Below are 5226 nucleotides of genomic sequence, written 5' to 3'. Positions count from 1 at the left end.
GCCGGGTGATGTGGTCATCGCGACAGCAGTTCGGCGTCTTCGCTTGTGTTGCGCTCTGAGTGACTGCTGGCCTCGAACGCCGTGTTGGCGATGCGCAGCGCCGATTGCACAGCGGGCACGCCCGCATGAGCGTGGCAGCGCGTGATGGCGGTGATGATTTCGCGCCTGGAAATGCCCAGTGCAAGCGCTTCGCGCACGTGTGCGGCGAGCGTTTGCGCGTCGGCGTTGCGCGCAAGGCAGGTCAGGCAGGCGATATCCGTGAGTTGCCGCGCCTTTGCCTCTTCGGGCGATTCGGATCGGGCTACCGTCATCTCGAACTCATCCAGACAGTGTGCTATCTCTGCGGACATGTCCGCAATGCCAGTCGATGCAGCGGGATCTTCTCCAGTAGCCTGGCTGGCGGTGGCAGCGAATACGTCGAGTGCTACGCGCGTCAGTGGCAGCACGATCGGCCAACCGATGTAGCCCGTTAGCTGGATCAGCACTTCAGTTAGCTCGTTGCGCTTCCATCCGAGCAGCAAGCATGCCTTCAGATGTTGCCGGATGAGCGCATGCTGATTCCCTTGGGCCATGACGATGGCGAGCGTAGCGAGTTGCCGATCCTTTTTCGTCAGTGCGTCCGAAGATTTGAAAGCCGACTGAACTCGCGGCCTGTCAGGCAATGTGTCGTGGGCGTAGCGATGCAGGTCGCGATGAACGACGAGACCGCGCTGCGCCAGCAAGGTCGTGACGACCCGCGCGCCCGTTATCGCTACTGGCGCGCCCGCATAGGCGAGCGTAAGCGTGACGGTTTCGAGCAGGGCTTCGGGTGTCCAGCCCGTATTCAGCATGCCGCCCGCATGATATTTGAGTGCGGGCTCGGCGTTGCCCATTGTCGTTAGTACTGCGACGGTAATAAGCTCGCGATATTTGAGTGAAAGATTGGGGCGCGCGATGATATCTGCGTAGGCGCCTTCGATAAGCAGTTTCTTGAAATCGGGATCAAGGCTATCAAGTGCAGCGCTAAGGCTGTTGAAGCCCTCGTCGCCTATCTTGCGGATAGTGGACATTCCGGTTTCATGCCGGGATATTCGTTGCGCATGCATATAAATCCAGTTCGAATGAAAGTGGAAATGAAGGACGCTCTGCATCATATTCGTGGGGCTGATCTTCAATTCTGAACTTTTGTGAACTTCCATCGAAGCGTGATTTTTGCCGCCTAGAATCCTCCCCGATACGCAATATCCATCATCGCTGTCGATGCTGAATAGATCGAAGGATGCCTAATTGATCTGTCGTACAACGTAACCGGGAGAATGCTGTGCTGAAGCTTCAAGAGAAGGTCGCCCTAGTAACGGGAGGAAGTTCGGGTATCGGTCGGACGACGGCATTGCTGTTTGCGCAAGAAGGCGCGAAGGTTGCGATTGCGTCGCGTCGCAGCGAAGAAGGGCTCGCTGTCGTGCAGGAAATCCGTCAGGCGGGCGGCGAAGCCGTGTTTGTCAAAACCGATGTTTCGAAGGCCGAGGACTGCGCGAATGCGGTCGAGCAGACCGTGCGCGCTTTCGGCAAGCTGGACATTGCTTTCAATAATGCTGGCGTCGAGCAATTCGGCAAACCGGTAGCGCAGACCGACGAAGCGAATTGGGATTTCGTCGTGGACATCAACCTGAAGGGCATGTTTCTGTCGATGAAATATGAAATTCCCGAGCTGTTGAAAGCGGGCGGCGGCGCGATTGTCAATATGTCGTCAACTTATGGCCTCGTGGCATCGGCGTTCGGAGGATGCGCCTATCACGCCTCGAAGGCCGGCATTATCGGGCTGACGAAAGCGGCTGCGCTTGAATATGCGAAGCAGAATATTCGCGTCAACGCGATCTGCCCGGCTTTTGTCGCCACCGCTATGGTCGAAAAGTTTTTGGGCGAAACCCAGATGACCGACCAGATCAAGAGCTTTCACCCCGTGGGGCGTCTGGGCACGGAAGAAGAAATTGCGCAAGGCGTTCTGTTCCTTGCAAGCGGCGCGTCTTCATTCATGACCGGCACTGCGCTGTCGGTGGACGGCGGCATGATCGCCGCGTGATCTTCGCGTAGTCACAAGGGTTGTAGCGCGAACGCTATGCCTTTAGAAGCAATTCTTTCATGGATATCGATATGGATGCCGAAGTGTTGGATGCTGTCGTCGAAACCAGTGCCGATCAACCCGAGTTGTTCGCTATCGGCCGTGCGGTGCCGCTGGGCGTCGTGCCCAGAACCATGCATGCGTGGACGATCCGTCGTGAGAATCACGGTGAACCGCAGGGCGCGTTCACCAGGGAAGTCGTCCCGGTGCCGTCGATTGGCGCAAACGAAGTGCTGATTCTCGTGATGGCGGCGGGCGTCAACTACAACGGCGTATGGGCTGCGCTGGGCCAGCCGTTCTCGGTGCTGGATCTGCATGACGATCCCTATCACATCACGGGTTCGGACGCTGCGGGCATCGTCTGGGCGGTGGGCGCCAATGTGCGCAAGTGGAAGGTGGGCGACGAAGTGGTTGCGCATTGCTCGCAGGTGGATGGCGAGGACGAGGAGTGCAACGGTGGCGACCCCATGCTTTCGCCTTCACAACGCATCTGGGGTTACGAGACGACCCACGGCTCGTTCGCGCAATTCGCGCGCGTACAGGCCACGCAATTGATGCCGCGCCCGAAGCATCTTACGTGGGCCGCGAGCGCCTGCTATACGCTCACGCTTGCCACGGCATATCGCATGCTGTTCGGTCACAAGCCGCACGCGCTGTCACCGGGCCAGTCGGTGCTCATATGGGGGGCGGCGGGCGGTCTTGGCACGATGGCGATCCAGCTTGCGGCGCTGGCGGGTGCTCGCCCTGTTGCCGTGGTTTCCGATGATTCGAAAGCCGGGTTTGTCAGGAGCCTGGGCGCGGTCGGCGTGATCAACCGTTCGCAGTTTTCCTGCTGGGGCGCGCCGCCGCCCGTCGATGAAACGGCGGCCTACGCGTCCTATATCGACGGCGTGAAAAAGTTTGGCAAGGCGATCTGGGATGCACTGGGCGAAAAGCGCGACGTCGACATGGTGTTCGAGCATCCCGGGCGCAACACTTTTGCACCGTCCTGCTATGTGGTGAAGCGCGGCGGCATGGTCGTATTCTGCGCGGCTACCAGCGGTTATGACCTGACTTGCGATGCGCGTTACGTATGGATGCGCCAGAAGCGCATCCAGGGCAGCCACTTCGCGAGCCTCAAGGAAGCCGCGCAGGCGAACCGGCTCGTGATGAGCGGCAAGATCGATCCGTGTCTTTCCGAGGTGTTTGCGTGGGACCGTCTGCCGGAGGCCCACGCGAAGATCCGCAGCAATCAGCATCTGCCGGGCAATATGGCCGTGCTGGTGCAGGCGAGCAGCAGTGACGATCTCGACGCGGCGGGTCACCACTAGACATGCAGACCTCTTCCAGCAGCGAGACCTCCATGAGCCAGTCCAGCGCGCCCTCCGGTCGGGTTGCCATCATTGGCATGTCGTGCCGCTTTCCGGGCGGCGCGTCGTGCGCCTCGAGTTATTGGGCGTTTCTCAATTCCGGACGTAGTGCGATTCGCGAGACGCCGCGCGAGCGCTTCGATATCGACGCATTCTATTCGGCAGATCCGTACGCGCCTGGCACGACCTATTCGCGCGTCGCCGGTTATGTCGACGATCCGTTTTTCTTCGACCACAAGTTCTTCCGCACCTCGGCCGCGGAAGCCGTTGAAATGGATCCCCAGCAGCGCTGGATGCTCGAACTCGCGTGGACGGCGCTCGAAAACGCGGGTCTTGCTCCGGGCCAGTTGCGCGGCAAGAGCGTTGGCGTTTTCATGACGACCGGCGAGGCCGACTATGGCCGTCGCACCGTCTGGTCAGGCGACCCTGCGGGCATTACCACGTATTCGAAGCTCGGCAACCTGCGCGCGATGGCGCCGGGCCGCGTAGCGCACGTGCTGGGCTTGACCGGCCCGGCGATCTTTGTCGATACGACCTGCTCGTCGTCACTTGTCGCCATCCATCTTGCGGCGCAGAGTCTGCAGGCCGGCGACTGCGATGTGGCCATCGCGGGCGGCGTGAACCTGATCCTCGGGCCGGAAGAAACAATCGGTGTCGCGCGGCTTCAGGCGATGTCGCCTTCGGGCGTGTGCCGTCCTTTCGATGCGCAGGCCGATGGCTATATCCGCGGCGAAGGCGGTGGCGTGATCGTGATGAAGCGTCTGGACGACGCGCTGGCGCACGGCGAGCGCATCGATGCCGTGCTGACCGGATCGGCCCTCAACAGCGACGGCGCGAGCAACGGCCTGACCGCGCCCAACGGCGCCGCCCAGGAAGCGGTGATCCGGCGCGCCCTGGCGCGCGCTGGCGTGGCCGCCGAAGCCGTCTCCTATGTTGAAGCACATGGCACCGGTACGTCACTGGGCGATCCGATCGAACTGGCAGCACTCCGAAACGTTTACACGCGCGGCGTCAAGCGGGGCAAGCCGATTCTTGTTGGCTCGGTCAAGTCACAGGTCGGTCACCTGGAAGGTGCAGCGGGCATGGCCGGTTTTATCAAGGCCATGCTGATCCTGCGTCATCGGCACGTGCCCGCGCAGGTGAACTTCGAAACGCCGAATCCGCGCTTTCACTGGGAAGGCGCGCAACTCGACATCGCACGGCAAAGCACAGCACTCGGCGATGGCGAGGCGCTGGTCGGCGTGAGCGGATTCGGCATTACGGGCACCAACGTGCATCTGATTCTGGCCGCGCCGGATGCGATGAATGTGCCGGATGCCAGCGCCAACGTCGCGCGCGAACGTGTGCTGACGCTCTCTGCACGATCGCCGCAAGCGCGTCAGCGCCTTGCATTGGCGTGGCGTGAGTGGTTCCACAACCCCTCGGCAGCGCTGCGCGATGCCTGCCATACCGCGAGCGTACGGCGCGATCACTTTGATCATCGCGTGGCATTGATTGGCACGACGAAGGAAGACTTCATTGCGGGACTGGATGCCTTTCTCGCGGCGAATCCTTCGGGGCAATGGCACGCGGGCGAGCAGCCGCGCAAGCCGCGTCTGGCGTTTCTCGTGCCGGGGCAGGGTGCGTGGCAGTCGGGCATGGGCGGCGATCTTTATAACGGCAATGGGTTCTTTCGCAAGCATGTGGACGCGTGTCTGCGCCATCTCGATGCCGACACGGCGCGCGCCGTGCTCGACGCGATCATGGGTCGCGACGCCGCCTCGGTGCGCCATCATCCGG

4 protein-coding genes are annotated in these 5226 nt (G+C 61.4%); 3 read left to right on the top strand and 1 reads right to left on the bottom strand.

Features of this window, described 5'->3' with window-relative positions; genetic code table 11:
• Positions 1 to 14 precede the first annotated feature (14 nt).
• Entirely contained in the window at positions 15 to 1178 is a 1164-nt protein-coding gene (locus VG320_RS22895) for a carboxymuconolactone decarboxylase family protein (RefSeq protein ID WP_327202352.1), read from the bottom strand.
• A 122-nt stretch (positions 1179 to 1300) separates the two neighbouring features.
• Here VG320_RS22895 and VG320_RS22890 point away from each other — a divergent pair, with 122 nt between their 5' ends.
• The 3 genes from VG320_RS22890 to VG320_RS22880 form a co-directional block, all read left to right on the top strand.
• The gene (locus tag VG320_RS22890) at positions 1301 to 2059 is read left to right on the top strand and encodes a glucose 1-dehydrogenase (protein ID WP_327202351.1); all 759 of its coding nucleotides are present in this window, start codon (positions 1301 to 1303) and stop codon (positions 2057 to 2059) included.
• Between the two features lie 59 nt (positions 2060 to 2118).
• Positions 2119 to 3408, top strand: coding sequence for a crotonyl-CoA carboxylase/reductase (gene ccrA / locus VG320_RS22885; RefSeq protein WP_327202350.1), 1290 nt, complete (start codon positions 2119 to 2121; stop codon positions 3406 to 3408).
• Positions 3409 to 3440: 32 nt separating this feature from the next.
• The coding region (locus tag VG320_RS22880; RefSeq protein WP_327202349.1) for a type I polyketide synthase at positions 3441 to 5226 on the top strand (1786 nt) is incomplete at its 3' end.

The organism is Paraburkholderia sp. (genome assembly GCF_035948235.1).
Classification (GTDB): domain Bacteria; phylum Pseudomonadota; class Gammaproteobacteria; order Burkholderiales; family Burkholderiaceae; genus Paraburkholderia.
This window is presented reverse-complemented; position numbering and strand designations above follow the sequence as displayed.

Bases quoted from the DNA above. Each gene is read 5' to 3' on its own strand.
- ccrA (WP_327202350.1), top strand. From the start codon at position 2,119: ATGGATATCGATATGGATGCCGAAGTGTTGGATGCTGTCGTCGAAACC.
- VG320_RS22895 (WP_327202352.1), bottom strand. From the start codon at position 1,178: ATGGAAGTTCACAAAAGTTCAGAATTGAAGATCAGCCCCACGAATATG.